This is a genomic window from Arthrobacter sp. 05T442, from assembly GCF_056395945.1.
Genome location: NZ_JBFTKM010000004.1, coordinates 228,076 through 252,797 on the forward strand (window position 1 = coordinate 228,076; position 24,722 = coordinate 252,797).

General features: G+C 67.2%; 19 protein-coding genes. 11 read left to right on the plus strand and 8 right to left on the minus strand.

Translation table 11 applies throughout. The features are described from left to right. Positions 1-158 precede the first annotated feature (158 nt). Entirely contained in the window at positions 159-854 is a 696-nt protein-coding gene (locus AC1DES_RS07020) for a Maf family protein (protein WP_476894963.1), read from the minus strand. Between the two features lie 127 nt (positions 855-981). Here AC1DES_RS07020 and AC1DES_RS07025 point away from each other — a divergent pair, with 127 nt between their 5' ends. Genes AC1DES_RS07025 through AC1DES_RS07035 form a run of 3 tightly spaced genes read left to right on the plus strand, consistent with a single transcriptional unit; the run spans position 982 to position 2,857 of the window. Continuing rightward, positions 982-1,149 (plus strand): hypothetical protein, encoded by a 168-nt coding sequence (locus AC1DES_RS07025; protein WP_476894964.1) that lies wholly within the window; start codon positions 982-984, stop codon positions 1,147-1,149. Continuing rightward, on the plus strand, positions 1,146-1,907 hold the full coding sequence (locus AC1DES_RS07030) for a cytochrome b N-terminal domain-containing protein (protein ID WP_476894965.1): 762 nt from the start codon (positions 1,146-1,148) through the stop codon (positions 1,905-1,907). Before AC1DES_RS07025 ends, AC1DES_RS07030 begins: the two co-directional genes overlap by 4 nt. Then, complete coding sequence (locus AC1DES_RS07035; RefSeq protein ID WP_476894966.1) at positions 1,904-2,857, plus strand: hypothetical protein; 954 nt, start codon at positions 1,904-1,906, stop codon at positions 2,855-2,857. Before AC1DES_RS07030 ends, AC1DES_RS07035 begins: the two co-directional genes overlap by 4 nt. Here the strand turns inward: AC1DES_RS07035 and AC1DES_RS07040 are convergent. From AC1DES_RS07040 to AC1DES_RS07050, 3 genes are all read right to left on the minus strand, one after another. After that, a complete protein-coding gene (locus tag AC1DES_RS07040) occupies positions 2,778-5,357 on the minus strand; it encodes an MMPL family transporter (protein ID WP_476894967.1) in 2,580 nt (859 codons plus the stop codon). The two genes, AC1DES_RS07035 and AC1DES_RS07040, sit on opposite strands and share 80 nt — an antisense overlap. 1 nt (position 5,358) lies before the next feature. Continuing rightward, complete coding sequence (locus AC1DES_RS07045) at positions 5,359-6,075, minus strand: TetR/AcrR family transcriptional regulator (RefSeq protein WP_476894968.1); 717 nt, start codon at positions 6,073-6,075, stop codon at positions 5,359-5,361. Between the two features lie 77 nt (positions 6,076-6,152). Next, positions 6,153-6,548 carry a YbjQ family protein gene (locus AC1DES_RS07050; protein WP_476894969.1) on the minus strand — a complete coding sequence of 132 codons (396 nt, stop codon included), beginning with the start codon at positions 6,546-6,548 and terminating at the stop codon, positions 6,153-6,155. Positions 6,549-6,773: 225 nt separating this feature from the next. Here AC1DES_RS07050 and AC1DES_RS07055 point away from each other — a divergent pair, with 225 nt between their 5' ends. Next, a complete protein-coding gene (locus AC1DES_RS07055) occupies positions 6,774-7,319 on the plus strand; it encodes a hypothetical protein (RefSeq protein WP_476894970.1) in 546 nt (181 codons plus the stop codon). 73 nt (positions 7,320-7,392) lie between these two features. On the opposite strand, the gene AC1DES_RS07060 is transcribed toward AC1DES_RS07055, so the two are convergent. After that, complete coding sequence (locus AC1DES_RS07060; RefSeq protein ID WP_476894971.1) at positions 7,393-8,874, minus strand: dicarboxylate/amino acid:cation symporter; 1,482 nt, start codon at positions 8,872-8,874, stop codon at positions 7,393-7,395. Between the two features lie 184 nt (positions 8,875-9,058). Here AC1DES_RS07060 and AC1DES_RS07065 point away from each other — a divergent pair, with 184 nt between their 5' ends. Then, complete coding sequence (locus AC1DES_RS07065; protein ID WP_476894972.1) at positions 9,059-9,418, plus strand: VOC family protein; 360 nt, start codon at positions 9,059-9,061, stop codon at positions 9,416-9,418. 30 nt (positions 9,419-9,448) lie between these two features. On the opposite strand, the gene AC1DES_RS07070 is transcribed toward AC1DES_RS07065, so the two are convergent. Genes AC1DES_RS07070 through AC1DES_RS07080 form a run of 3 tightly spaced genes read right to left on the minus strand, consistent with a single transcriptional unit; the run spans position 9,449 to position 13,046 of the window. Beyond that, a complete protein-coding gene (locus AC1DES_RS07070; protein ID WP_476894973.1) occupies positions 9,449-11,158 on the minus strand; it encodes a DUF885 domain-containing protein in 1,710 nt (569 codons plus the stop codon). 53 nt (positions 11,159-11,211) lie between these two features. Continuing rightward, positions 11,212-11,466, minus strand: a complete 255-nt coding sequence (locus AC1DES_RS07075; protein WP_476894974.1) for an acyl-CoA carboxylase epsilon subunit — start codon at positions 11,464-11,466, stop codon at positions 11,212-11,214. Beyond that, positions 11,463-13,046, minus strand: a complete 1,584-nt coding sequence (locus AC1DES_RS07080; RefSeq protein ID WP_476894975.1) for an acyl-CoA carboxylase subunit beta — start codon at positions 13,044-13,046, stop codon at positions 11,463-11,465. Before AC1DES_RS07080 ends, AC1DES_RS07075 begins: the two co-directional genes overlap by 4 nt. Positions 13,047-13,416: 370 nt before the next feature. On the opposite strand from AC1DES_RS07080, the gene AC1DES_RS07085 reads away from it, so the two are divergent. The 6 genes from AC1DES_RS07085 to AC1DES_RS07110 all read left to right on the plus strand — a co-directional run bounded on the left by AC1DES_RS07085 (position 13,417) and on the right by AC1DES_RS07110 (position 24,716). After that, on the plus strand, positions 13,417-14,307 hold the full coding sequence (locus AC1DES_RS07085; RefSeq protein WP_476894976.1) for an SDR family oxidoreductase: 891 nt from the start codon (positions 13,417-13,419) through the stop codon (positions 14,305-14,307). 187 nt (positions 14,308-14,494) lie between these two features. Then, positions 14,495-15,403: a biotin--[acetyl-CoA-carboxylase] ligase gene (locus AC1DES_RS07090; RefSeq protein WP_476894977.1), complete on the plus strand. Its 909-nt coding sequence runs from the start codon at positions 14,495-14,497 to the stop codon at positions 15,401-15,403. After that, positions 15,396-15,995 (plus strand): PH domain-containing protein, encoded by a 600-nt coding sequence (locus tag AC1DES_RS07095; RefSeq protein ID WP_476894978.1) that lies wholly within the window; start codon positions 15,396-15,398, stop codon positions 15,993-15,995. Before AC1DES_RS07090 ends, AC1DES_RS07095 begins: the two co-directional genes overlap by 8 nt. Before the next feature lie 112 nt (positions 15,996-16,107). Further along, positions 16,108-17,220 (plus strand): adenylate/guanylate cyclase domain-containing protein, encoded by a 1,113-nt coding sequence (locus AC1DES_RS07100; RefSeq protein ID WP_476895006.1) that lies wholly within the window; start codon positions 16,108-16,110, stop codon positions 17,218-17,220. A 237-nt stretch (positions 17,221-17,457) separates the two neighbouring features. Further along, positions 17,458-23,631 (plus strand): Ig-like domain-containing protein, encoded by a 6,174-nt coding sequence (locus tag AC1DES_RS07105; protein WP_476894979.1) that lies wholly within the window; start codon positions 17,458-17,460, stop codon positions 23,629-23,631. A 113-nt stretch (positions 23,632-23,744) separates the two neighbouring features. Beyond that, positions 23,745-24,716 carry an AAA family ATPase gene (locus AC1DES_RS07110; RefSeq protein WP_476894980.1) on the plus strand — a complete coding sequence of 324 codons (972 nt, stop codon included), beginning with the start codon at positions 23,745-23,747 and terminating at the stop codon, positions 24,714-24,716. The last annotated feature ends 6 nt before the right edge of the window (positions 24,717-24,722 follow it).

Consider the following 24,722-nt stretch of genomic DNA (forward strand, 5'->3'; position numbering starts at 1 on the left):
ATTTGCTGACAAGGCGTCTCCTTCTTTCCTTCAGGGAGCCTAGCGCGGTTTTGTGGGTTCCGCCGATATTACTTGCGGATTCCGCGCGTAAACGGCCGCTACTTTGTAGGGTTGCTACAAGGCGCCGCGAATTGGTTCACTCGGCTCCCAGTCGCTGCTCACTCGGCCCGGACGTCCGCCGGGTCCACGGCCCCGCCGGTCCAGAGTTCGGTGATCCCCACATTTGCCTGGCTGAGCAACGCTCGAAGGGTGGAAATGGAGAGCCCGACGACGGTGTGGGGGTCGCCGTCGACCTTGCGGATGAAGGCCCCGCCGTAGCCGTCGATCGTGAACGAACCGGCGCACTGAAGCGGCTCGCCCGTGGCGATGTAGGTGTCGATTTCCGCGCCGGTCATGTCCATGAAGTGCACTTCGGCGGAGGAGACGGAGCCGAGGGTCGCGCCGGAGCCACGCGCAGTGACGACACCGCCGTCGCCCGCCGCCGGATCGACGTCGGTGTCGCGGCAGTCCACGAGCCAGTGGCCCGTGTGCAGGATGCCCATGCTGCCGCTCATGCGGAGCATCCGCTCGCGGGCGACATCGGCGGTGTACGGCTTGCCGTGGGCCTCGCCGTCGAACTCGAAGACCGAATCGCAGCCGATGACGATTGCGCCGTCGGCCTCCGGCAGCGAGGCGACCGCCTCGGCCTTGGCCCGGGCCAGCAGCAGGGCGGTATCGTGCGGGTCGGTCACGCCGTAGCGGGCCTGGACGGCGTCCTCGTCCACATCCGAGACGAGGACCTCGTGCTTGATGCCGGCATTGGCGAGCAGCTTGGTGCGGGCGGGGGACTGGGAGGCAAGGATGAGGCGGGTCACCGCTCCAGCCTAATTGACCCCGGACGGACTGGGGAGTTGCGGGTACCGGGCGGGGCGAAAGCCTCTGGTTACGGACATTTGGCCATGGTGTGGTTGAGGCAGGACCCTACGGAGAATCGAGAAGTCCATGACCGGCTGGCTAATCGCGGGCGTCACCACAATAGGCGCCGGAACATATTTTGGCTGGGACGGCTTCACCATCCAGTCGGGAAACCTGATTGTGATCGTCGTGATGATCATCCTGTTCGTGCTGGCACTGGTCCTTCCTTTTCCCGGCGGGAAGCGGCGGAAATGACCGCCCGGACCACACCGGCGCACGGGTTGCCGGCGGAGGACCATGACGCGCACACCTGGACCGGCAAAGCCCGCCGGTGGATGCTTGGGAAGCTCCCCCCGGACAAACTCCTGCCCGAGGACCAGCCAAGCTATGTCATGTCCTGGGCCTATGTCTTCGGTATGGGGGCTATCGCGTCGCTGCTCTGGATCATCATCTCCGGGATCGTGCTGGGACTGAACGGACCCCAGTGGTATCACGTTTCCTCCCTCGGCAGCTTCGTCAACAGCACCCACTTGTGGAGCGTGGAACTGTTCTTCATCTTCATGGTGGTCCACCTCTGGCTGAAGTTCTGGATGGCGGCCTGGCGCGGTGGCCGGGTTCTGACCTGGATCACCGGCATGCTCTCCTTCGTCGTGTCCATCGTGGCGGCCTTCACCGGGTATCTTCTCCAGACAAACTTCGATTCCCAGTGGATTGCCTTCGAAGCCAAGGATGCGCTGAACGCCGTGGGGGTGGGCGCCTGGTTCAACGTGACCAATGTCGGACAGATCTTCGTGTGGCACATCACGCTGCTGCCCCTGGCCGTGGGCGCCGTGGTGATCCTGCATGTCCTGCTGGTCCGGGTCCACGGTGTTGCGCCACCGTTGGAAGCCGCCGAGGGTGACGCCCAACTGCGCGACAACAGCCCGGCGCCCAGCCAGGCCCAGGCGCCCAGCCATCCGGTGGAGTCCGCCATTCCCCAGGAGTCCGACGAACCGAAGGACGCAGCGCCATGACCGGCAAGAGCAGCACCGACTCATGGCGGAAGACGGACGACGTTGCCAGCCGGCCGTGGACGGGCCGCGTCCGTGAGTATGACCTCCTGAAGGAACTCACCATTGGGGTTGTGGTCGTGGGACTGCTGGTGTTCGGTGTGTCGGCCATCTTCGGCGCACCGGACGAGCCCAGCGTCAGCCTCAAATCGTGGGCGACCACCGCCCCGGCGGACTTCGTCGCCACCGCCGCCACGGAACTGGGCGGAACGTCCGGCACCGCCGGGTACGGGCCGCCGTACAACTCCACTCCGGACGCCTCGCAGAAAATCGGCCCGGTGGACCTCCAAAGCCTCTCCGGCGTCCGGCTTCCGGTCGATACCGCCCAGGACTTCGTGATTGGCCCGCTGGAGTCACTGCCGTCGCCACCGGCCGCCCTGGCCGACTGGACGGCCGCCACGGACCAGCAACGTTCCGACTGGACTGCCGCGTATTCCGACGCCCTCGGGGCGGCCCCCGACAACGACCCCGCCAAGGTCGCCGACGGCTCCTATGGCCCGGTTCCCGCCCTCACCGGCGCGTTGCTGGACATGGCGCGGCAAGGCACCCTGGACGGTGTGCTGCAGGGCGGCGGAAACTTCTACAACATGGACTACACCCGCAGCCTCCTGTTCCTCGGAGACGGCAGCTACTTTCCGGATCTTGCGGCAGGCCAGCACCTCTCCGGGGACCAGTGGGGAGTGATGAACGAGACCGGTGACACGCCCGGGCAGTCCTGGCTGTGGCTCTTCTCGCTCCTCTACCAGGTGGAACCGTTCAAGTCCTCGCCGAGTGTCGACGCCCTGGCGGTTATCACAATGTTCGTGCTGACCGCGTTGCTGACCCTGCTGCCGTTCATCCCTGGCCTGAGGTCGCTGCCGCGGAAGCTACCCGTTCATCGTCTGATCTGGAGAGACTACTACCGGAACCGTTGAAGCCGCCGGCGGCGGGCTTATGCAGCTGGGCACCCTCGACGTCGACGTCCGGCAGGATCCGGTCCAGCCACCGGGGCAGCCACCACGCCTTGTCGCCGAGCAGGTACATCACCGCGGGCACGATCGTCATGCGGACCACGAACGCGTCCACCAGCACCCCGAACGCCATCGCGAAGCCCAGCGGCCGGACCATGTTCAGGTGCGAGAAGATGAAGCCGGAGAACACGCTGACCATGATGATGGCGGCGGCGGTGACCACGGACGCGGCATGGCTGAAGCCGGTGCGGACCGCGTGCTTGGCCGGTTCGCCGTGCATGAACGACTCGCGCATGCCGGAGGTAATGAACACCTGGTAGTCCATGGCGAGTCCGAACAGCACGCCGATCAGGATGATCGGCAGGAAGCTCAGCACGGCACCCGGATTCTCGACGCCGAACACGCTCCCCAGCCAGCCCCACTGGTAGACCGCGACGACGGCTCCAAAAGCGGCCGCGAGCGAGAGCAGGAAGCCGCCCGTGGCCAGCAGCGGCACCACGATCGAGCGGAACACAAGCAGCAGCAGGAGCAATGAGAGCCCGACGACGATGGCCAGGTACGGGGGCAGGGCGTCGCCGAGCTTGGTCGAGACATCGACGTTGCCGGCCGTCTGGCCCGTGAGTCCGATGCTGGCGCCGGTGGAGTCCTTGATCTGGCCCTTTTCGGCGCGCAGCTCGGAGACCACCTTGACCGTGCTGGCACTGGCCGGGCCCTCCTTCGGAATGACCTGGAACACGGCGGTGCGGCGGTCTTCGCTCAGGGCCACCGGAACGGCAGCGGTGACATTGGCCGTGCCGCGGAGGATGTCGGCGACGTCGAGCTGCTTCGCCGTGGCCTGGGCTTCGCTCAGGCCGGAGGGGAAGTCGCCGACCACCACGATCGGGCCCGTCATGCCTTCGCCGAAGCTGCGGCCGGTGACGTCGTAGGCCTTGAACGCCTGCGACTCGACGGGCTCGGACCCGCCGTCGGGCAATGCGAGCCGCAGCTGGCTGGCCGGAAGCGCCACGATGCCCAGCAGCAGGACGCCGGCCAGCAGCGCCAGGACAGGGTGCCGGGTGACGAGGCCGCCCCAGCCGCTGGTGCTGCGGCGTTCGTCGCGGACGCGGTCCTCGCTCTCGTGCCCCGGGGCGGCGTTGTGCTTCTCCGCCTTGGCCCAGGCGCGGCGGGAAATGAGCCGGGGACCGATGAGGGACAGCACAGCGGGGGTGAGGGTCAGGGCGACGACGACGGCGACCGCCACCGTTGCGGCGGCGGACAGGCCCATGACGGCCAGGAACGGAAGGCCCGGAATGACGAGGGCTGCGAGGGCGATGATGACGGTCAGGCCGGCGAACAGCACGGCGTTGCCGGAGGTTCCGGTGGCGAGGGCCACGGATTCTTCCCCGGCCATGCCGGCCAGGAGCTGGCCGCGGTGGCGGTTGACGATAAAGAGCGAATAGTCAATGCCGACGGCGAGGCCCAGCATGAGCGCCAGCATCGGGGAGATGGAACTCATATCGATGGCGCCGCTGAGGGCGAAAGTGCCGCCGACGCCCACTGCCACGCCGACGATGGCCATCAGCAGGGGGAGTCCGGCGGCGATCAGCGTTCCGAGCATGACGATGAGCACCAGCGCCGCGATGGCGATGCCGAGGATCTCGGAGATGCCGAACAGCTCCGAGACGTCCTCGGTGATCTCCTTGCTGGCCAGAGCGGTGACGCCCGCGGAAGAGACGTCGTGGACGATGTCCTGGACCTGTTGGCGCACGGCGGGGGCCAGGCCGTTGATCGAGGTCTTGAACTGGACCTGTGCGATTGCCGCCGTGCCGTCAGCGGAAACGAACCGCATCCCCTGCGAAGCCTCCAGCTGGCGCTTGGCGAGTGCGAGCTTCGCCGCCCCGGCCGCAAGGTCCGCGGTCCCGGCGTCGAGCTTTTCCTGGCCCGCGGCCAGCGCCGCCTTTTGCTGGCCCAGTTGGGCGTCGACGGCCTCCGGGGACATGCCGGCCGCGGTCATCTGCTGCTCGGCGGCAGCCAGTTGGGCCTTGCCCGCCGCCAACTGTGCGGCCGAAGCGTCCAGTTGCGCCTTGCCCGCGGAGGCCTTCTGCTCCCCGGCGGCAAGATCCGTGACGGCCTTGTCCAGCTGGGCCTGGGTGGCGAACGGGTCCACGGTGCCCTGAACGTCGGGAAGGGTCTTCAGCTTGGCCAGGGCCGCCGAGACCGCGTCCTTGCCCGCCTGGGTGAACTGGCCGTCCCTCGACTCGAACACGATGCCGGCCGAGCCGCCGGAGGATTTGGGCAGTTCCTGCTTGAGCTTGTCCGCCATCTGCTGGGTTTCCGTGCCGGGGATCTGGAAGTTGTTGGACATGGTGCCGTGGAAGGCCGCCGCGGCGCCGCCGACGGCAACCATGACGACGAGCCAGAGGGAGATGACCAGCCAGCGGTGACGGTAGGAGAATTTGCCGAGACGGTAGAGCAATAGGGCCATGTCAGTGCCGATCTGGGGACGAGGTGACGGGGGAAGGAGACGCGAAACCGGAGCCCAGCAGGCTCATGGAATCGATGAGGAGCTGGCGGAGCGTGGCGAGCGAGGACGGGCTGAGGTCGCCGCCGCACCGGGCGAACCACACGTCCATCGCGGCCTTGCCGCAGGAGATGATGGAACCCGCCAAAGCGCGGAGATAGAGTTCGTCGACGTCGACGCCGGTGCCGGCCCCGGCGTCCCGGGCGAAGCGCTCGCGGGCGGCGTCGATGATCTCGACAGTGCAGTGGTCCCACGCTTCCAGTTCGGACCGGTTGAGCTGCGGGTTGGACTGGCCAAGGCTGTAGAGCTCGGCCAGCGGGGCGATGGTCATCGGGTCGGCGAGTTCAACGAGGGCGGCGCGGGCGGATTCCAGGATGGGTTCAGTGGCCGGACGGAGCCGGAACTGCTGGAGCGCTGTGTCCAGGAACCCGTGGGTCACCGAGGCAATGACGGCTTCGGTGCTGCTGAAGTAGTTGAAGAACGTCCGCCGGGAGATTCCGGCGGCGTCGGCGATGTCCTCGACCGTGAAGTTGCCCGGTCCCCGCGTGCGGAGCAGCTCCAGGGTCGCGTCGGTAATGGCCTGGCGCGTGGCCGCCTTGTTCAGTTCGCGGCGCGAGGGCGCCGGGATTCCGGCGGCGCCGGGGTCGCCGGAGGCCGGCGGGGAAGATGACGGAATGGGCATGTGGGTACACTACGTGCATGTTTGCACTCCGGGCAAGTTTCTTCGGAGCTGGTTGGTCCCGGCGTCTCGCAACGGCGTTACGGTTGGCGGTCCGCCTGCTGGGCCGACCCGGTCAGGTGGCGCGACTGCGCCGTGGCGCCCGGTTGGCCGTCGGCCAGCGGCACAGCGAAAACGGCGGTGCCGTAGGCACAGATCTCCGACCAGTTGTTGGCCATGTGCGCTGTGTCGAACCGCATCGCGATAATTGCATTTGCGCCGCGCTGCTCGGCCTCGGCGACCATTCGGGCCTTGACCTCCCGGCGGCTGTCGTAGAGGACCTGGGTCAGTTCGCTGAGCTCACCGCCGACGAGGGAGCGCAGGCCGGCCACGACCTGGCCGGCGATGTCCCGGGAGCGGACGGTCAGGCCCATGACTTCGCCGAAGACGGCGTCGATCCGGTGGCCCGGGATGTCGTTCGATGTGACGATCAGCATTCCCCGAGCCTAACCAGAATTCCGGCTGCGGGACGGGAGCGGTGACCCGATATTCGAGAAAGGAATGCACGGCAAAGCTCACGGCCGCATTCACAGGAAAGTGAAAGGTGGGAAACAGCCATTTGTGATGCCGCGGAGGCAGACTGAAAGTGGTCTTGAAAGGGACTCCCGGAAACATCCGCAGTTAACAGCGCCGTCACTGCACGGCAGATCCAGGAGAAACACATGTCACGCAGGAAGAAGATCGCCCTCGGCCTGGGGGCCGGGGCCCTGGCCCTCGGGGCCGGGCTCGGAGTCGCCGGAATGGCGCATGCGACGACGACTCCCACCCCCGCTCCCAGCTCCAGCACCCAGCCGGGCACCCAGAACGACGGCCACGGCATGCGTGGCGGCCGCCACGGCGGCCTGGGAACGGGGGAGCAGGCCAAGGAGCTCGCCGCAAAACTCGGCGTGGACGAGGCCAAGGTCTCGGACGCGCTGAAGGCCTTCCGGCAGGCCAACAAGCCGTCCTCGCCGCCGGCTGAGGGGCAAAAGCCCGACCGCGCCGCGATGGAGAAGGCCCTGGCCGCGTCCCTGGCAAAGTCGCTTGGCCTTGACGAATCCAAGGTCACCGCGGCCCTCGACGAACTCCGCACGCAGGCGCAGGCTGACCACGCCGCCGCGCTGAAGCCCCGGCTGGACCAGGCCGTCAAGGACGGCACCCTGACCCAGGCTGAGGCTGACGCCGTCACGAAGGCTGCCGAGAAAGGCGTGATCGGCGGCGGCCGCTGAGGCATTGCGGTATGAGCCACAAAAAGTAGTCCCCGGGAGCAGAATCCCGGGGACTACTGTCGCTAAGCGGTGCTTAGGCCTTTGCGCCGGCCAGTTCGCGCCCTGCGGCAGCCGGAGCATCGCCGTCGGCGTCACCATTGCCGGAGCCAACGACGGCAGCGTCAGCAACGTCGCCGTCAGCAACGTCGCCGTCCACAACGTCGTCGCTGAACGGGTCGCCGCTGCGCGGGGCGTTGTAGAGCGACTCGTCCAGGATGCCCTGGCGCTTGGCCACGATCGTTGGGACCAAGGCCTGACCGGCCACGTTGACCGCGGTGCGGCCCATGTCCAGGATCGGGTCGATCGCGAGCAGGAGCCCGACGCCGGCCAGCGGCAGTCCCAGCGTGGAGAGCGTCAGGGTCAGCATCACGACGGCGCCGGTGGTGCCGGCGGTCGCGGCGGAGCCCAGCACGGAGACGAGCGCGATCAGCAGGTACTGCGTGAAGTCCAGCTGGATGCCGAAGAACTGGGCCACGAAGATCGCGGAGATGGCCGGGTAGATCGCGGCACAGCCGTCCATCTTGGTGGTCGCGCCCAGCGGCACGGCGAAGGAGGCGTAAGCGCGGGGAACGCCCAGGGAACGCTCGGTCACGCGCTGGGTCAGCGGCAGGGTTCCCACCGAGGAGCGGGAGACGAAGGCCAGCTGCACGGCCGGCCAGACGCCGGAGAAGTACTGCTTGACGGAGAGACCGTGGCTGCGGACCAGGACCGGGTAGACCACGAACAGCACGAGGGCGAGGCCGACATAGATGGCGACGGTGAACTTACCGAGAGAGCCGATGGTGTCCCAGCCGTAGACGGCCACGGCGTTTCCGATCAGGCCGACGGTGCCCAGCGGGGCGATCCGGATGATCCACCAAAGGACCTTCTGGATCACGGCGAGGGCGGAGGCATTGAGGTCCAGGAACGGCTCGGCGGCCTTGCCCACCTTAAGCGCGGCGATGCCGACGGCGATGGCGATCACGAGGATCTGAAGGACGTTGAAGCTCACAGCGGTGGTGGCGACGCCGTCAGTGACCGTCGTACTCGCGCCCAGGCCCAGGAAGTTCTTCGGGAACAGTCCGACCAGGAAGGCCCACCAGTCACCGGACTTGCCGGCGTACTTGGCCTGCTGGGTGATGCCGGTGCTCGCACCGGGCTGCAGCAGCACGCCCAGGCCGATGCCGATCAGGACGGCAATGAGCGAGGTAATGGCGAACCAGAGCAGCGTGTTCCAGGCCAGCCGGGCCGCGTTGGAGACGGCGCGAAGGTTCGAGATGGAACTGACGACGGCGGTAAAGATAAGCGGAACGACGGCGGTCTGCAGCAGCGAGACGTAGCTCGAGCCGATGGTCTGCAGCGTGGCGCCGAGGGCATTGGGGTTCGTCTTGGTGCTGCCCGTGTACTTCGCGAGCAGGCCAAGGCCCAGGCCCACGATCAAGGCGGCAATGATCTGGAAGCCAAAAGAGCCGGACCATTTGGGCAGCTGGAAACCGGGCTTTCCTGCGGGGGCGGGGGTGCTTGTCTGAGTGGTCACCCGAACACGCTAGGACTCCCGTTCGTATCACGACTAACGGACGTTGAGAAATATTACGCGCTGTAAATCTTCGCAGCATTGCCCGGACCCCGGATTTCCGCTGAAGGATCACCCGAATGTGAAGTTATTCCACCCGGGGGTGTGGCGATTGTCTCGCGCGGGCCCCGGTCCTAGAGTGGTGGCCATGGCTATCGCACGCTTCCCGGTCGTCGTACTCGACTGTCCTGACCCCAAGTTACTGGCCGATTTCTACGGCGCCCTGCTCGGCTGGAAGGTCGAGCAGGGCGACGAAGACTGGTGCTCCGTTCGCGCCGAGTACGGCGATGCGCTGAGTTTCCAGAAGGTCGAGTCCTTCACGCCGCCGCAATGGCCCGGCCAGGAGGTACCGCAGCAGATGCACCTCGACCTCGTCGTCGACGACCTCGACGCCGCCGAGGCAGCAGTGCTCGAACTCGGCGCGACCAAGCACGGACACCAGCCCGGAACGACCTTCCGGGTGTTCCTTGACCCGGCGGGCCATCCGTTGTGCCTCTGCCTGAGCTGACGGCTCACAGCCCGGGTGGCAGCGAAAGACCTATCCGAGCAGCGCGCGCTTCAGGGTGTCCAGGCCCACGGAGCCGATGTTCAGGGCCTTGGTGTGGAACGCCTTGAGGTCGAAGCCCGGGCGTGATTCCAGTTCGGCGCGGACCTGCTCCCACAGCCGCTGCCCCACCTTGTACGACGGCGCCTGGCCCGGCCAGCCGAGATAACGGGTGAACTCGAACTTGAGCTGCCCCTCGCTGATCGGCAGGTTGGCTTTGAGGAACTCGAAGCCCTTGTCCGAAGTCCAGGTGCCCGACCCCCAACGCTCGGGCACCTCCAACTCCAAGTGCACGCCGATGTCGAACACCACGCGGGCGGCACGCATGCGCTGCATGTCCAGCATCCCCATGTGGTCGCCCGGATCCTTCAGGTAGCCCAATTCCTGCATGAGCTTCTCCGCGTAGAGTGCCCAGCCTTCACCGTGACCGGAGGTCCAGCACACGCTGCGGCGCCACTTGTTGAGCAGTTCGCGGCGGTAGATGGCCGTGGCGATCTGCAGGTGGTGGCCCGGGACCCCCTCGTGGAACACGGTGGTGGTCTCGGCCCACGTGGTGAACGTGTCCTCGCCGGCGGGCACCGACCACCACATCCGTCCCGGGCGCTTGAAGTCCTGCGACGGCGGGGTGTAGTAGATGCCGCCCTCGTCCGTGGGGGCGATCCGGCATTCGAGCGTCTTCATGATGTCCGGGATCTCGAAGTGGACGCCGGCGAGCTCGGCCACGGCCTTGTCGGAGAGTTCCTGCATCCAGGCTTTGAGGGCGTCGGTTCCTTTGAGCTGGCGGGCCGGATCGTTGTCCAGGATCTTCTTGGCTTCTTCGATCGAGGCGCCGGGTCGGATCTCTTCGGCAACCCGCTCCTGTTCGGCGATGATGCGCGCGAGTTCCTCCACGCCCCAGGCGTAGGTCTCTTCCAGGTCCACGGTGGCGCCGAGGAAGGCGCGGGAGGCCAGGGCGTAGCGCTCACGGCCCACAGCGTCCTTGGCGGGGGCGACCGGCAGGAGCTCCGACTCGAGGAATCCTGCCAGCCGGGAGTAGGCCACGCGGGCGTCCGCGGCGCCGGCGTCGAGCCTGGCCTGCAGCTCCGGCGGCAGCGGCCCTTCGGAAGTCTTCGCGCCGGCCGCGAGCTTCGCGAAGAAGCCGTCCGCCGCGGCGTACTTGGTGGTCTGCTCGATGACGATCGAGACCTGGCGGACCGCGGAGACCTTGCGGTCCTCCTTGGCGGCGCGCAGGGACTCGATGTAGCCGTCGATGGCGCCGGCGACGTTATGTGCCCGGCCCGCGATCTGCTCCCAGTCCTCGGCGGTGGCCGTGGGCATGAGGTCGAAGATGGCGCGGATCTGCTGGGCGGGCGACTCGATGTTGTTCAGGTCGGCAAGGTCCCAGCCGGACGCGTGGATCTCCAGCTGCAGGCCTAGGCGCTCGTGCATGGCGTCGAGCGTGACGGCGTCGACGTCGTCAACGGGCTCCAGGCCGTCCAGTGCGGCGAGTGCCGCGCGGGCCGCCGCGGCGAATTCCTCGTGGCCGGCCGGGGAGAAGTCATCGTATTCGGTTTCATGGCCCGGGAGGCCGAGCTCGGTGGCGAAACTCGGGTTGAGGCGGATGAGCGTGTCCGTGTACGCGTCGGCGACGGCATCGATGGCCGTCTGCGGGCGCACGGGAGCAGGGCTGTCGGGCGTGGGGTTTTCATTCGTATCGGTAGTCACCCGAACGAGACTAGCCCGGCCGCCGCGGTTATGAAAGGGTTGCTGAACTTTTCCTAGCCGCGGCTGCGCTTCCACGAACCGGGGCCGGGCTTCGGCGCCAACTGCAGCTGCTGCCGGCGGATCCAGTGCCTCGCGCTTGGCTCTTCGGGCGCCGCGGCTGCGCCGTTGCCGAGGGAGAGGACGACGGCGGCCAGCGCGGCGAGTTCCTCTGCCGTCGGCGCGCCCTTGACGACCGACATCAGGGGCTGCTCCGCCGGCGTGGCTTCGGGGTCTGCCGGTGCGCCCTCAGGTTTGGTCGACGGCGTCACAGCGGGATGTTCCCGTGCTTCTTGGCGGGCAGGCTGGCCCTCTTGTCCCGCAGCGCGCGCAGGGCCTTGATGAGCTGCACGCGGGTCTCGGACGGGGCAATGACGGCGTCCACGTAGCCGAGCTGGGCCGCCTGGTAGGGGTTGAGCAGCTCTTCTTCGTACTGGCGGATGACTTCGGCGCGTTTGGCCTCGACGTCGCCCCCTGCTTCGGCAACGGCGGCAAGTTCGCGGCGGTACAGGATATTGACGGCGCCCTGGGCGCCCATCACGCCGATCTGGGCGGTGGGCCAGGCGAGGTTGAGATCCGCGCCGAGCTTCTTGGAGCCCATCACGATGTATGCCCCGCCGTAGGCTTTGCGGGTGATCACAGTCAGCTTCGGCACGGTCGCTTCGGCGTAGGCGTACAGCAGCTTGGCGCCGCGGCGGATGATGCCCTGGAACTCCTGGTCCTTGCCCGGCAGGAAGCCCGGCACGTCCACGAGGGTGATGATGGGGATGTTGAAGGCGTCGCAGTGGCGCACGAACCGGGCAGCCTTCTCCGAAGCGGCAATGTCCAGGGTGCCGGCGAACTGCATGGGCTGGTTCGCAACGACGCCGACGGTGTGCCCCTCGATCCGGCCGTAGCCGATCATCACGTTCGGGGCGTAGAGGGACTGCATCTCCAGGAAGTGGGCGTCGTCCACGATCTGTTCGATGACCTTGCGCATGTCGTACGGCTGGTTGGCCGAGTCCGGGATGAGCAGATCGAGGGCGAGATCGTCGTCGTCGAGGTCCAGCTCCTGCTGGTGATCCGTCACCGGCGCTTCGGCGAGGTTGTTGGAGGGCAGGAAGTCCAGCAGTTCGCGGACAAATTCGATGGCGTCGGCTTCATCGGACGCGAGGTAGGTGGACGTGCCTGTGTTGGCGTTGTGCTGGCGTGCGCCGCCGAGGGTTTCCATGTCCACGTCTTCGCCGGTGACGGTCTTGATGACGTCCGGGCCGGTGATGAACATGTGGGAGGTCTTGTCCACCATGACCACATAGTCCGTCAGGGCGGGGGAGTACGCGGCGCCGCCGGCGGAGGGGCCCATGATGAGGGAGATCTGCGGGACGACGCCGGAAGCGTGGACGTTGTTGCGGAAGATGTCCGCGAACATGGCCAACGATGCGACGCCTTCCTGGATGCGCGCGCCGCCGCCGTCGAGGATGCCGACCACGGGGCAGCCGTTGCGCAAGGCAAACTCCTGGACCTTGACGATCTTCTCGCCGTTGACCTGGCTGAGCGAGCCGCCATAGACGGAGAAGTCCTGGCTGTAGACGGCAACGGGCCGGCCGTCCACGGTGCCGTAGCCGGAGACCAGGCCGTCGCCGAGCGGCTTCTTCTTCTCCATGCCGAACGCTGTCGAGCGGTGCACCGCGAGCGCATCGAACTCGACGAAGGAGCCGGCGTCCAGCAGCAGGTCGATGCGCTCGCGGGCGGTGTTCTTGCCGCGCGCATGCTGCTTCTCGATCGCTTCCGGGCCGGAGGGCTGCTCAGCACGGGCCAGGCGGTCGCGGAAGTCTGCAATCTTTCCCGCAGTCGTGGTCAGATCGTGGCTCATCAAGTGTCTCCGGCTCTGTTGCTGATTGTTCGGTCGCTGTAGCTCGCTGGCCCTGGTCCGCGTGGCGCTTTAGTTGGAATGCACAAAAGCAAGGCCTTGTTGGCAAGTCTAGTGACGCCATTGGCCCATGCCGCTGTAGAAAACCTACAATTTTCGCCCCGCGTCCCGCCATGACCGCAATGAGGTTCGCGGGCGGCCCGGCCGAGCCCGGACTCAGCGCTCCTTCCCGGCTGCTCCCGACCAGCCCGGCGCCAGCCCCCGGATTTCCGGGGCCGGCAGGGCTCCGCGGCGCCTGGGCGGCATGCAACCGGGCAGGAGCGCGGGGAACGAATGTTACCGACCAGTAACATGAGTCGGCTAGAGTGTGGTCATGACTTCAAGCAATGATGCTTCGGGCGCTGCTGCAGGGCCCTACCAGGCCGCCGGTTCCCTTCAGGGCCGCACCATCCTGATGTCCGGAGGCAGCCGCGGCATAGGCCTGGCCATCGCCGTCCGCGCCGCCCGGGATGGCGCCAATATAGTGCTGTTGGCCAAGACCGGACAGCCCCACGCGAAGCTGGAAGGGACCGTCTATTCCGCCGCCGAGCAGATCGAGGCGGCGGGCGGGCAGGCGCTTCCGCTGGTCGGCGATGTGCGCAGGGACGCCGACGTTGCCGGGGCGGTTGCCGGCGCCGTGGAACGCTTTGGCGGGATTGACATCGTCATCAACAACGCCTCGGCCATTGACCTGTCCCAGACCGACGCCGTGGACATGAAGCGCTACGACCTTATGCAGGACATCAACGTCCGCGGGACGTTCCTGCTTTCCAAGCTCGCCCTGCCGGCGCTGCGGGAATCCGACGCCGGGCAGATCCTGACGCTGTCGCCGCCCCTGAACCTGGACCCGAAATGGGCCGGCATGCATCTGGCCTACACCATGGCGAAGTACGGCATGAGCCTGACTACCCTGGGGCTCGCCGAGGAACTCAAGGTGGACGGCATCAACGTGAATTCCCTGTGGCCCTGCACCCTGATCGACACGGCCGCCATCCGCAATATGCCCGGCGGGGACAAGATCGTCCGGGGTGCGCGCGGCCCGGAGATCATGGCCGATGCCGCCCACGCCGTCCTGACGGCCAGCAACGCGATTCCGGAGTCCGGGAGCTGGAGCGGGAACTTCTACACCGACGAGCAGGTCCTCGCGGCTGCGGGCGTCGCGGATTTCAGCCCCTACAGCGCGGGAGTCCCCGGGGACCGGCTGGTCCCTGACATTTTCCTCTGAACTTGCTGGGTGTTTTTCGGCCGTCTGCCCTGCGGAGATTCCCCTCGTTTAAGGATCTGGCGCCGACAATTCCCGGCGTGTCCGGCCGACCCGCCGGATACGCCGGCCAGAGGTGGGGAGTTTGCGCGGAGGCATTTGCGTCAACAGGGCCGGGGCCGCCGCGGCCGTTACTCGGTAGGATTCAAGCATGGAAGCCGCGCAGGAAGCCCCGGACCGTCCGCCCCTGGACCTGAACGCCCTCGGCGACGAGGCGTTCCTGTCCGCCCACGGCATTCCGCAGCTGACGGTGGTGGAGGCCACCGGTTCCACCAACGCCGATTTGCTGCGCGGCGTCACGGAAGATCCGCGGGCGTTCCCGGACCTGTCCGTGCTCACCGCCGAATACCAGAGCGCCGCGCGGGGCAGGCTGGACCGCAGCTGGGAAGCTCCGGCCCGCAGCTCCGTCTCCGTCTCGATCGTGCTCAGGCCCGTCAACGCCGACGGGCGCCCCTTGCCTACGGACAGCTACTCCTGGCTGTCGCTGCTGGCGGCCCTGGCGCTGCGTGAAGCCCTGCTGGAGACGGCAGGCATCCCGGCCGAGCTCAAGTGGCCCAACGATGTCCTGGTGCGAGGCCGGAAGATTGCCGGGATTCTTGCCCAGATGGGGCCGCTGGGGGAGGGCACGGCACCGCCCGTTGTCATCGGCACAGGCCTGAACGTGACAGTGACGGAGGCGGAGCTGCCCGTTCCCACCGCCACGTCCGTCCTGCTGGAGAATGCCGACACCGTTGACCGGACGGCACTCCTGAAAAGCTACCTGTCCCGCTTCGCCACGCTTTACCGGAGCTTTTGCAACGCCGACGGCGACCCCGCCGCCGGAATGGCCGGCGGCCACTCGCTGCACAAGCGGGTGGAAGCGGTGCTGACCACACTCGGCAAGCAGGTCCGCGCCCAGTTGCCCGGGGACCACGAGATCATCGGCCACGCCACGCGGCTGGACGAGTACGGGTCCCTCCTGGTCGTCGACGCCGCGGCCCGCGAGCACGTAGTGACGGCCGGCGATGTGGTCCACCTTCGCCCGTGGACGCCGCCGGGCGCGGAAAGCGGCTATGCGTAAAGAGCTCCTGCCGGGAGAGCAAGTGATTGTCGTGACCCGGCCCCAGCCCAGGATATTGATTGTCCCGGCGCTGCTGTTCATCGTTGTTCCCGCCCTGGCCGCCTATGCCAGTGCCTGGATTACCAAAGGCGGTCCCGGAAAGCTCCTCCCGCTCATCACCGCGGACTGGACTGTCTGGCTTGTCGGGGCATGTGTGGCCCTGGCGGCGTGGGTGCTGCTGGCTTCCTGCCTGCCAAAGGTGATGTCCTGGCATTCCACGCGGTACACCCTCACCAGCCAGCGGTTAGTTGCCCGTTACGGCATGTTACGGAGGCGCGATCAGCAGGTTTGGCTGGCCGGTGTCCGTGGGGTGTACATCGACCAATCCCTCCTCCAACGCGTATTGCGCTCCGGGAATATATCCTTGGATACCGGGTACCCCGCCAGATCGGTGGTCCCGGACGTCCCGGAAGTGGCGACGTTCCGAAACTTCATCCTGGACGCCATCGATGACCTTCCGCGGAGGGAGGAACCGGGGACCGGCGGCATGATGCACAACCCAGGCGAGACCCGGCTGTGGGAGCCGAGAGAAGGTGGAAGAGATGAACGCTGAGAACGCCCACCCGGAGACAGGCCTCATGGCCGAAGAGCCGGCCCAGGGGCCGGACGCCGTCGTCGAGGCAGCCACCCTCGAAGCGGCCGTGCTCGACACCGCGCCAGGGATCATGGCAGACGGTGCTTTCGGCGACGGTGCCCGCGAGGCCGCCCCTGCCGCGGCTCCTCCCACGGGCACAATGTCCGCCGAACGGGTCGCAGCCAAGGCACTGGAAACCCGGCTGCTGGGTGGCGAGCGGAAGCTCCGCCGCCGTGAAGTGGCAGCAGGCGCCGGACTTTCACTCCTTTCCGCCCGGAAGCTGTGGCGCGCGCTTGGCTTTCCCAATCTCGGTGACGAGGACGTGGCGTTCACCGAACGCGACCAGGCCGCGCTCTCCACCATCGTTGACCTGGTGCGGACCGGCAAACTGACGGAAGAAGCCGCGATTTCCGTCACCCGGTCGATCGGCCAGATGACGGACCGGATGGTCGTGTGGCAGATCGAAGCGCTCATCGAGGACATGGTCCACCAGCAAGGCGTTCCCGATGCCACGGCCCGCAAGCGCCTCGTCAGCGAACTCCCGTCCCTCGTGGACGCCCTTGAGGAAATGCTCGTCTACTCCTGGCGCCGCCAGCTCAACGCCGGCGTCCAGCGGCTGGCCGTTCGCGCGGAGGCCGGACTCGCGTCCAGCGAGGAAGGCCGCGAAGGGGACGAGGACGACGCCCCGCTGCCGCTCGCACGCGCGGTCGGGTTCGCTGACCTGGTCTCCTACACAAGCCTGTCCCGCCGCATGAATGAAAAGACACTCGCCCAGCTCGTGCAGCGCTTCGAGAACAAGTGCGCCGAGATCATCTCCGTGGGCGGCGGCCGGCTGGTGAAGACCGTCGGCGACGAAGTCCTCTACATCGCGGAAACTCCTGCCGCCGGCGCTGAAATTTCGCTGGCCCTGTGCCAGGCCTTCACCGACGATGAAATTCTGCCGCAGGCCCGGGTGGCCATGGTCTGGGGCCGCATCCTGTCCCGCCTGGGCGATATCTACGGTCCGACCGTGAACCTGGCCGCCCGGCTCACCGCCCTGGCCGACCCCGGGACGGTGCTGGTGGACTCGATGACCGCGGCGGCCCTGGAGGAGGACGAACGGTTCGTCCTGCTCCCGCGCCCCGCCGAAGACGTCCGAGGCTTCGGCGAAATCCACCCGGTACAGCTTCAACGGGGCAGCGGACGCGGCCTGGTCCTGGACTGAACCGGCCTGGTCCTGGACTGAACCGGCCTGGTCCTGGACTGAACCGGCCTGGTACTGGCCTGAGCCGGGCAGGCTCCTTGGGCTGACGACTCCCGCCGGCGGCCCCGGACTTGACCGGCCCTCGCGGGCCGGGTTTCTCAAGTTGATGGGCTATGTGGCATAGTCATGCCCAGCCGACGAGGGTACGGGCGGCCCTGTGCCGTGCCCGACGCTGTGATACTTGGGGGATCCCGCGACATGAAGAGCATCCTGGCAGTCCTGCGGCCAAAATGGGCTGGATCAAGCGCTTCGCGCCCGCCGGGCAGGCGCCGCCGCTACCTGGCCGGCACCGGCCTTGCCGTTGCCTCCGCGATCCTGGTCGCCGGTGCCATCATCTATCCGGGGTTCAAGACGACGGAAGTGGATCTCAACGACGGCGGAGTGTGGGTAGTTTCGAAGTCCCGGAACGCCGTGGGCCGGTTGAACTATCCCTCCCGGGTGCTGGACGGTGCGGTGACCCCCGCCTCGACGTCGTTTGATGTGTTGCAGGATGCCGGTAACGTTTTTGTCGATGACAGTTCCGGCGCCACTCTCAACCAGGTGTCGGCGGCGACGATGCGTCTGGGCGGGGACAAGAAGCTGCCCGGTTCGGCCGAGGTGAGCTTCGGGTCGAAGGTGATCGCGGTGACGGACCAGGCGAAGGGCAAGGTCTGGGCGCTGTCACCGTCGACAGTGAACGGCTTCGACGAGGAGAATGCCGAGCCGGTGCTGGCCGCTTCTGCAGGGACGGTGTCGGCGGTGGGCGCTGATGACCGGATCTACAGTTTGGATCCGAAGACCGGCCAGGTGACGGTGACCTCGGTGACTCCGGACGGGGAGCGTGCGGATGCACAGGTGGCCACGTGGGACGGGCTCAAGGGCGCCGGGGATCTCCAGCTGGCAGTTGTGGGGGACCAGCCCGTGGTCCTCGACGCCGCCCGGGGGAAACTGTTCCTTCCCGGCGGCCGCGAGCTGGCCCTGGCGGACGCGCGGGACGCGAAACTGCAGCAGTCCGGGGCGGCGGCGGACGCCGTCGCGATTTCCACCCAAAAGGCGCTGCTGAAGCAGCCGCTGGACGGTTCGACGGCAAAGACCGCCACCTTCGGGGGCCAAGGCGTTCCCGCGGCGCCGGTGCAGCTGGGCGGGTGCATCCACGCTGCCTGGGCCGGGGCGAACAAGTACGTCCGGGACTGCGACAACGACGCCAATGACAAGACATCGGACGTGCCCAAGGCCAGTGCCGCGCCAAGCTATGTCTTCCGGGTGAACCGGGACCTCGTGGTCCTCAACGACGTGAACTCCGGCAATGTGTGGCTGGTGAACCAGAACATGCAGCTGGTGAACAACTGGGACGACGTCATCCCGCCCCAACAGACCTCGGACGACGCTGACAAGGACTCCGCGGACGAAGTCCAGCAGACCGTCCTTCCGGACCGGAGCAAACCCAACAACCCGCCGGCCGCGAAGCCGGACACCTTTGGCGTCCGCGCCGGCAAGACGACCATCCTCCCCGTGCTGGACAACGACACCGACCCCGACGGCGACATCCTCACCGTCCGCGCCCCCGAGCCGCTGAAGTCCGGACTCCTGGCGCCGATCTACGGTGCCACCGGCTTCCAGGTCACGGTCCCGGCGGACAAAACCGGCTCGGAGACCTTCAAATACACCGTCGACGACGGCCGCGGGCTCTCCGCGTCCGCCGACGTCACCCTCAACATCGTGCCGCTGGGACAAAACACCGCCCCGCGCCAGAAACCCAACCGGAAAACCGCCCTGGTGGTCCAGTCCGGCAAGCTTGTCAGCCAAAACATCCTGACCGACTGGATCGATCCGGACGGCGACGACCTCTTCGTGGTGGGCGCCACCGGCAGCGACCCCCGGGACCAGGTCAAAGTCCGTCCGGACGGGCTCCTGTCTTTCCAGGACGCAGGCTCCGAGCCCGGCCGCAAGACCGTAACCGTGACCGTCTCCGACGGGCAGTCCACCGCGGAAGGCAAGATCACCGTCGACGTCCGCGCCCCCGGGGCGCTCCCGCCCGTCGCCAACGCGGACCACGTGGTCGCCGTTGCCGGAGTGAGCACCGTCGTTACCCCGTTGAAGAACGACTCTGACCCGCAAGGCGGCTCGCTGCGCCTGGCACAGGCCACACCGGACGGCAACTCTTCCGTCACCATGGGCGCCGACCAGCAGACCTTCGCTTTCAACTCCACGGCGCCGGGAGCGCACTACGTCACCTACCTCGTCACCAACGGACCCGCCAGCGCCCAGCAGCTGGTGCGCGTGGACGTCGTCCCGGGCAACGGCGACGGCGCCCCGGTAGCCGTGCGCGACACGGCGCTGTTGCCCAGCGGCGGCAGCGTGCTCGTGGACGTCCTGGGCAACGACTCCGACCCTTCCGGCGGCGTGCTTGTGGTCCAGTCCGTGACCGCGGCCGACGGGCAGCCCGTCAGCGTCTCCGTCCTGGACCACTCGGTGGTCCGGATCACGGACATCCGTGCGCAAGGACAGCTCAGCGTCAAATACACGATTTCCAACGGCAAATCCTCCGCAAGCGGGGAGATCGCCGTCCTCGTGGTGCCGGCACCCGCGAAGCTCCAGGCACCGCAGGCCAAACCCGACGAAGCGACCGTGCGCGCAGGTGACGTCGTCACCGTCCCGGTGCTGGGCAACGACACCGACCCCAACGCCGGCAAACTGACCCTCGATCCCGAGCTGCCCCAGAAGCCCGACGCGGCCGACGGCCGCATCTTCACGTCCGGTGACTCGCTGCGGTTCATCGCAGGGGACATGCCCAAAACCGTCTATGCCATCTACAAAGTCACCAACGAATCAGGGCAGTCCGACTCCCAGCAGGTCACCATCCACATCCGCGCCCGCGATGATGAACGCAACACCCGCCCGGAGCCGAAGAACCTGACCGCACGCGTCGTGGCCGGAATGGTCGTGCGCGTTCCGGTGCCGCTGGACGGGATCGACGCCGACGGCGACTCCGTACAGTTGACCGGCGTGGACAAAGCACCGGCGATGGGGACCGCCGTGGTCAAGGACGGCTACCTCGAATTCACCGCGAACGGCAACGCTGCCGGCACCGACACGTTCAGCTACCGCGTCCGGGACCGGATCGGCGCCGAGAACACCGGCACCGTGATCGTCGGGATCGCCCCGCCGGAGGCCAACAACCAAAAGCCCATCGCCGTGGACGACACCGTTGACGTCCGTCCGGGCCGAAAGATCGCCGCTGACGCCCTGAAGAACGACTCGGACCCGGACGGGGACCCGATCAGCCTGGTCTCCAACGGTTTCGAAGCCCGCCCCGAGCTCCGGGTCGAAGCCGCCGACGGCGGCAAGGTCCTGCTGACCGCACCCGGCACATCCGGGAACGAGAGCGTGAGCTACAAGATCCAGGATGACAAGAAAGCCCAGGGGAGTGCCGTCGTCCGGGTCCGGGTCAGCCCCGATGCGGCGCTCAAGCGCCCGGTCGCCAAGGACGATGTGGTGACCCCCGCCGAAACGCTGGGCAAGTCCGCCGTCGACGTCCCCGTGCTGAAGAACGACGCCGATCCCGACGGCGTCGCGGCCGACCTCAAGATCGGCATCCCCGACGGGAACCCGAACGCCCGTGTGGGCGGCGACGGCGACGTCGTCGTCACCCTGGCAGTCCGGGACCAGCTGATCCCGTACACCGTCACGGACGTCGACGGCCAGAGCGCGACCGCGGTGATCTGGGTTCCCGGCCAGGGCGAACAGCACCCCACCCTGGCACGGACCGACGCCGTTGAGGTCATGGCAGGCAAGGAAATCAGCCTCGACCTCAACGAATGGGTCAAGGTCAGGGACGGACGCTCCCCGCGGATCACCCAGGTGGACAAAGTCCGGGTCCAGGGCGCGGACACCCAGAACGTTGTCGCAGGCAACGGCGACTCGCTGCGCTATGCAGCCCTCAAGGACTACGTGGGCCCCGGCTCGCTGACCTTCGAAGTGACGGACGGTTCCGGCCCGGACGATCCGCAGGGCCTCAAATCGACCCTCACCATCATCACCAGGGTTGTCCCCGACCCGAACGCCAACCACGCGCCCACCTTCAGCGGCACCGACGTCGACGTGCCGAAGGCCGAAGCGGCCAGCCTGGACCTGACGAACCTGGCCAAGGACGTCGATTCCGGAGACCAGGACAAGCTCAAATTCGAGGTCGACGGCACCCTCCCCGAGGGCTTCAAGGCCACCCTGGACGGCGGCACCCTAAGGGTCAGCGCCGATGCCGCTCTCGCGCCCGGCAGGAAGGGCGCCATCCCGCTCAAGGTCACCGACGGCCGTTCCGAACCGGTCAAGGCGACCGTCACGGCGACTGTCGTCGCGTCCAACCGGCCCTTGCCCGTGGCGAACGAAGACGTCGTCGACAAGGCGAACGCGGGCCGGGCCGAGACGATCAACGTCCTGGCCAATGACTTCAACCCGTTCAGCGAAACCCCGCTGAAAATCGTCTCGGCTGCGGTGGAAACCGGCTCCGCCGCCGGTCAGCCGGCCGTGTCGGGAGACTCCATCTCGGTCACGCCGGCGAACGGATTCAAGGGCGTCATGGTGGTCCGGTACACGGTGATGGACAAGACGGAGGACGTTTCGCGGCAGACTGACGGCCGCGTCCGGATCACGGTCCGGGACAAACCTGACGCCCCCTCGGCTCCGGCCGCCACGGACGTCCGCAGCCGCACTGCCGTCCTGAAATGGGCCCCGCCCTCGGACAACGGCTCGCCGATCACCAAGTACACGGTCCGTTCCAACGGCTTCAGCCAGGAATGCGCCACAACCACCTGCACGCTCAGCGGGCTGACCAACGACGTCAAATACGTCTTTACCGTCATCGCCACCAACGAGGTGGGCGACTCCGCGGCGTCACCGGCGTCGAACGAGATCCGTCCTGATGAGAAGCCGTCCCCTCCGGACGCGCCGACCGTCAAGGCCGGGGACAAGAACATGGTCATCAACTGGCCGCCCGCGAAGACTGAGGGGTCGGCCGTCAAGAGCTACAACCTGGAAATTTCCCCGCCGCCGGCCAACGGGATTGCCGTGAAGAACGGTGTCACCGGCCTGACCTACACCTGGCCCGGGCTGACCAATGGTGTCCGGTACAAGGTGCGCGCCCAGGCCGTCAACGAGCTCGGACCTTCCGAATGGGGCGTCTATTCCTCCGAAGATAACCCGGCCGGCGTCCCGGCGGCTCCGGCAGCGCCGACGACGACCGTCGCATCCGCCGTCGGGACCTCCAACCAGCTGAAAGTGAACTGGAACGAGCCCAACACCAACGGCGACGCAATCAAGAACTACTACGTCACCATGAGCGGCGGCAACGGGACCACGCAGACCCAAATGGTGCCCGGCACGGTGCGGACCGCGAATTTCACCGCGAACAACTCCGAGACGGCCTACACCTTCACTGTCCAGGCCGAGAACAAGGCCGGCAAGGGCGCCGCGAGTTCGCCCTCGGCGCCCCGGCGAGCCACCGGCAAGCTTTCACAGGTGTCCGGGGTCAGCGCTGCACCCGCCAACACCGGCGGCGCGGGCCGGCAGGTGACCATCAATTTCAAGGAGCTCACCCCCGCCGAGCGGAACGGTTCGGCCTACAACGAGGTCAGCTACAGCTACAACGCCAGCACGGGGCAGTCCGGGCCCATCAAGCCCGGACAGACCGTGGGCGGCTTCGCCAACGGCACCGGCACCACCATCACGGTGATCGCGAACTCCACGGTTGCCCCCAGCTCCAATGCCAGCACAGGCGCGTCCACGACCCCGTACGGTGCTCCCGGGACGCCCTCGGCCTCCGGCAAGGACGGGGCGGAAAACCAGAAGTCGCTGAGCTTCAGCTGGTCCTCACCATCAACCTCCACCAACGACGTCGACAAGACCCAGATCAGCATCGACAACGGAGGCTGGCAGAACGTGAATCCCTCCGGCAGCAGGACGGTCAACACCGCAGGCTACGACGAGCCGCATTCCATCCGGGTCCGGACCGTCAACTCGGTCGGGACCGCCGGTGCGATTGCCACGGCGACCGCGAAGTCCGGTCCGCCGCAACGCGTCTGGACCACCCGGGTCAAGACGTCCGATCCGAACTTCGTCCGCACGTGCACCTTCACGCAGGGCGGCTCGAACTACAATCCCAACACCTTTACGTGTGATGGCATCAACAACGGAGACGTACCGCCGTGGTTCTACAAGAACAGCGGCGAGACCATCGTGGTCAAGTGCTACATCGTCCAGAACGACCACTGGACCAGCTCCCCGGACACCGAGTGGTACCGGGTGGAACCTGGCTCCAGCCGGAACGTTGGCCGGTACGTGATCGCCGGGCACACCCAGCTCGGAAGCCCCTACCCGCTGGGGATCCCGCATTGCTGACACCGAACCGGGAGCCCTGACCCCAGGAAATAGACTATTCGCCGGACAGTGCGCGGAAGCCGTGCCGGCAGCACATGAACGCCATGCACCAAGAACGGAAGAGGAATCATCCCATGACCATGACAACGGAACAGGCCGAATGGTTTGCCGGCACCTTCGAAAAGCTCGTCGCAAACGTGGGGCTGGCCGTTCTGGGCAAGTCCCACGTCATCCGGCTGACCCTCACGGCCATGCTGGCCGAGGGGCATGTCCTCTTCGAAGACGCCCCGGGCACCGGCAAGACCTCGCTCGCACGCGCCCTCGCGGCCACCGTCCAGGGTTCCAACAACCGCATCCAGTTCACCCCGGACCTGCTGCCCTCGGACGTCACCGGGGTGACCATCTACGACCAGAAGACGCAGAAGTTCGAGTTCCACAAGGGGCCCATCTTCAACAACATCGTCCTGGCCGACGAAATCAACCGCGCCTCGCCCAAGACCCAGTCGGCGCTGCTGGAGGTCATGGAGGAATCCCGCGTCACGGTGGACGGCACGACCTACGAAGCCGGCCGGCCATTTATGGTCATGGCCACCCAGAATCCGATCGAACAAGCCGGAACCTACCGGCTGCCCGAGGCCCAGCTGGACCGCTTCCTGATCAAGACCTCCATCGGCTACCCCGACCACGCCTCGACCGTGCAGCTGCTCGGCGGCGCCAACCTCAAGGACCGTTCCCAGGACATCAGGCCCGTCATCACCACGCAGGCGGTGGCGGACATGGCCGACCTCGCCGCCACCACCCACGTGGACACCGCCGTGCTGGAATACATCTCCCGGCTCTGCGAAGAAACCCGCAACGCCCCGGAAACCCGCCTCGGCGTGTCCGTCCGCGGCGCCCTTGCCATGGTCCGTGCTGCCAAAGTCTGGGCCGCCGGCCAGGGCCGCAACTTCGTCCTCCCGGACGACATCAAGGACCTCGCCGCCGTCGTCTGGACCCACCGCCTGGTACTGGACCCGGAAGCCGAGTTCTCCGGCGCCACCGCCGATGCCGTGCTGGCGCGCGTCCTGGCCGACGTCGCCGCCCCGCAGCAGCGCGCGGCCGTCTAGCCGGAT

Coding starts and splice junctions, on each gene's coding strand:
- AC1DES_RS07025 (WP_476894964.1), top strand. CDS start 982: ATGACCGGCTGGCTAATCGCGGGCGTCACCACAATAGGCGCCGGAACA.
- AC1DES_RS07030 (WP_476894965.1), top strand. CDS start 1,146: ATGACCGCCCGGACCACACCGGCGCACGGGTTGCCGGCGGAGGACCAT.
- AC1DES_RS07035 (WP_476894966.1), top strand. CDS start 1,904: ATGACCGGCAAGAGCAGCACCGACTCATGGCGGAAGACGGACGACGTT.
- AC1DES_RS07040 (WP_476894967.1), bottom strand. CDS start 5,357: ATGGCCCTATTGCTCTACCGTCTCGGCAAATTCTCCTACCGTCACCGC.
- AC1DES_RS07045 (WP_476894968.1), bottom strand. CDS start 6,075: ATGCCCATTCCGTCATCTTCCCCGCCGGCCTCCGGCGACCCCGGCGCC.
- AC1DES_RS07050 (WP_476894969.1), bottom strand. CDS start 6,548: ATGCTGATCGTCACATCGAACGACATCCCGGGCCACCGGATCGACGCC.
- AC1DES_RS07055 (WP_476894970.1), top strand. CDS start 6,774: ATGTCACGCAGGAAGAAGATCGCCCTCGGCCTGGGGGCCGGGGCCCTG.
- AC1DES_RS07065 (WP_476894972.1), top strand. CDS start 9,059: ATGGCTATCGCACGCTTCCCGGTCGTCGTACTCGACTGTCCTGACCCC.
- AC1DES_RS07080 (WP_476894975.1), bottom strand. CDS start 13,046: ATGAGCCACGATCTGACCACGACTGCGGGAAAGATTGCAGACTTCCGC.
- AC1DES_RS07085 (WP_476894976.1), top strand. CDS start 13,417: ATGACTTCAAGCAATGATGCTTCGGGCGCTGCTGCAGGGCCCTACCAG.
- AC1DES_RS07090 (WP_476894977.1), top strand. CDS start 14,495: ATGGAAGCCGCGCAGGAAGCCCCGGACCGTCCGCCCCTGGACCTGAAC.
- AC1DES_RS07095 (WP_476894978.1), top strand. CDS start 15,396: ATGCGTAAAGAGCTCCTGCCGGGAGAGCAAGTGATTGTCGTGACCCGG.
- AC1DES_RS07100 (WP_476895006.1), top strand. CDS start 16,108: ATGGCAGACGGTGCTTTCGGCGACGGTGCCCGCGAGGCCGCCCCTGCC.
- AC1DES_RS07105 (WP_476894979.1), top strand. CDS start 17,458: ATGAAGAGCATCCTGGCAGTCCTGCGGCCAAAATGGGCTGGATCAAGC.
- AC1DES_RS07110 (WP_476894980.1), top strand. CDS start 23,745: ATGACCATGACAACGGAACAGGCCGAATGGTTTGCCGGCACCTTCGAA.